The organism is uncultured Fretibacterium sp. (genome assembly GCF_938040765.1).
In the GTDB taxonomy this organism is placed as follows: Bacteria; Synergistota; Synergistia; order Synergistales; family Aminobacteriaceae; genus CAJPSE01.
The window spans coordinates 1-2,606 of sequence record NZ_CALIAA010000276.1; the positions used below are offsets into that span (position 1 = coordinate 1).

Genomic DNA, 2,606 nt, shown 5'->3' on the forward strand with positions numbered 1-2,606 from the left:
CGCTTCTTGTTTCTGGCTCGTTATCCTGTTTGCAAGATGCAAGCTCCTTTTCTACTGCCCTTCTTTAATGCGAAAGTTGAGACTTCAATCCAAACCACTTCAACATGGGACTGTACACCTAGTTTCATCTGAAACAATAGGGGGGATTGTGGGGGCAGGAAATAAAAAATCCCGCTTGTTGAGCGGGGTTTCTGAGAGAATCGGGAATCATCGGTTTTAACGACTGGCGGAGGACAGAGGATTCGAACCCCTGGGGGCTTGCACCCCAACTGATTTCAAGTCAGCCGCCTTCGACCGCTCGGCCAGTCCTCCGCATGTCCTTGAGATTATACACCCTCCGCTTTTCCGCCGCTTCCGGCCCGGCCGAACGTCTCCGCCGTCATGCCCTTGAAGCCCTCCCTCCGACCCTCTACAATGACGAGGAAGTGCAATGAACGTCGGACGAGGAGGTCGGCAGCGTGGATTCACCGCAGGGGTTCGTGTGCAGAACGCGTGTGCGCTACGGCGAGACGGATCAGATGGGCGTGGCCTATTACGGCCGCTACCTGGACTGGTTCGAGATGGGACGGACGGAGCTCTGCCGTTCGTATGGAAGGACGTATCGGGACTGGGAGGCGGAGGGCATCCTCCTGCCCGTGGTCGAGGCCGGCTGCCGCTACAAGTCGTCCCTGTTCTACGACGACGAGATCGAGATCGAGACCCGCATCTCCGAGGTCACGAACGTCAGCGTCACGTTCCGGTGCCGCGTGTTCCGCGCCGCCGACGGGAAGCTGGCGGCAGAGGGCTGGACGCGCCACGCCTTCGTCTCCAAAGACGGCAGGCTGCTGCGCAGGGGCAACCCTCTGGCGGACTGGATGCGCGCGCATCTGGCGCCGTGATCGCCGTTCGCTCCGAGGGGAGGGCATCCCGTCGCAGCCGGATGCCCGACGGGCGATAGAGGGAGGTGCGGACCATGCCCAGATTCCTGCTGCATACATTCTTTTTGCTGCTGGGAATGCTCGTCGTTCTCATGGCCGCAGCACGTTTCCTGCTGCCGTCTCTGGCCTTCCACCCCACGAGGGAGATCACCGCGACGCCTGCGGATGCGGGGCTCCGCTACGAGGACGTCACCCTGACCGCGGACGACGGCGTCCGTCTGCATGCCTGGTACGTCCCGGCCGAGAACGCCCGGGCGACGCTGCTCTTCTGCCACGGCAACGGAGGAAATCTCTCCTGGCGCGTGGAATCCCTCCGCATCTTTCACGACCTAGGCCTGTCCTCCTTCGTCTTCGACTATCGGGGCTACGGACAGAGCGAGGGATCGCCAAGCCCGGAGGGCGTCGCCCGGGACGCGCGCGCGGCGTGGAACTGGCTGCAGGACAGGGGTGCGGCCTCCGGCGACATCGTGCTCTTCGGCCGCTCGCTCGGCGGCGCCGTCGCTCTGGAACTCACGCGCAGCGTCAGGCCCCGCGCGCTCATCCTGGAATCCACCTTCGCCTCACCGTTCGGAGTCCTGCACCTGGACTTTATGGCCCCGCTCCTGCGGGCGGCGGTCGGGGACATCTGGAACTCCCGGGAGGCGGCCGAACGCCTGACCGTCCCCACCCTGTGCATTCACAGCCCGGACGACGGCATCGTCCCCTTTCGCGAGGGAAGGCGGCTTTACGAGGCCGTGGCCGGAGGGAAGGCATTCGTGGAAATCCATGGCAGCCACAACGGAGGCTTCCTGCAGTCCCGGGAGATCTACGTTCCGGCCCTCGATCGATTCCTGACGGAGCATTTCGGCCCGATCCGGCGCTGACGCGCGCAAGGCGTCGGGCCCCTTGACAAACGCCGCCTTGAATGTCACCATAGAGCGCACATCGGGGGAGCTTGTCGCTGAGAGGGGGCCGAATCCGGCCTCGACCCTGGAACCTGAACCGGATAATGCCGGCGTAGGAAGATGTTCGTTCTCATCCATCGTTCCTTTCGGATTCCCGTTCCCGCCCAATTCCTCTCCCGGATGTCGCCGTCATCTTTTTATCGTCTGGGAGGTCGTTTCGTCATGTCGGAGCAAGTTCGTTCGTCGCGTACCGTGGTTTTGGTGGAGGGTGCCCTGTGCATCGCCCTCTCCATCGTGTTGTCCTACATCCGGCTGTTCCGTATGCCTCAGGGGGGCTCCGTCAACCTGGAATTGGTCCCGCTGATCCTGTTCGCCTGGCGGAGGGGGCTGTGTTGGGGCTGTGGCGCGGGGGTGCTCGCGGGCGTGATGAACCTGCTGCTGGGCGGGTATGTCGTGCATCCCGTCCAGGCGATCCTGGACTACCCCGCGGCCTACGGCGCCATGGGGCTGGCGGCGCTGCTGCCGCGGCAGAGGCTGGTGAGCCTGGCCCTGGCGGCGCTCGTGCAGTTCTCCTGCCATGTCCTCTCAGGCGTCATCTTCTTCGCCAGCTATGCCCCCGAGGGGACGAACCCCTGGGTCTACTCCGCCGTCTACAACGGCTCGTTCCTCGCGCCAAAAATCATTATCTCCGGGGTCGTGACCTGGCTTTTGCTGCGAAAGCTGGAGGAGGTCTACCCTGCGGGTAAACGGTGACGGAGACCGCTCCGCCGTTCGCTTTCGAGGGCCGGGCGACTCGTCCGGCCCT

Annotated in this window: 3 protein-coding genes, 1 tRNA gene and 1 riboswitch; of the genes, 3 read left to right on the top strand and 1 reads right to left on the bottom strand. The window is 63.7% G+C overall.

All coding sequences use genetic code 11. The features are described 5' to 3' along the window. Positions 1–224: 224 nt before the first annotated feature. Positions 225–312: transfer RNA gene (locus tag Q0176_RS09825), tRNA-Ser, on the bottom strand. Positions 313–458: 146 nt separating this feature from the next. On the opposite strand from Q0176_RS09825, the gene Q0176_RS09830 reads away from it, so the two are divergent. From Q0176_RS09830 to thiT, 3 genes are all read left to right on the top strand, one after another. Beyond that, positions 459–878 carry an acyl-CoA thioesterase gene (locus tag Q0176_RS09830; RefSeq protein WP_299302255.1) on the top strand — a complete coding sequence of 140 codons (420 nt, stop codon included), beginning with the start codon at positions 459–461 and terminating at the stop codon, positions 876–878. 74 nt (positions 879–952) lie between these two features. Further along, on the top strand, positions 953–1,780 hold the full coding sequence (locus Q0176_RS09835; RefSeq protein WP_299302258.1) for an alpha/beta hydrolase: 828 nt from the start codon (positions 953–955) through the stop codon (positions 1,778–1,780). Positions 1,781–1,833: 53 nt separating this feature from the next. After that, positions 1,834–1,937: riboswitch (TPP riboswitch) on the top strand. 86 nt (positions 1,938–2,023) lie between these two features. Beyond that, positions 2,024–2,554 (top strand): energy-coupled thiamine transporter ThiT, encoded by a 531-nt coding sequence (gene thiT, locus Q0176_RS09840; RefSeq protein ID WP_299302261.1) that lies wholly within the window; start codon positions 2,024–2,026, stop codon positions 2,552–2,554. The last annotated feature ends 52 nt before the right edge of the window (positions 2,555–2,606 follow it).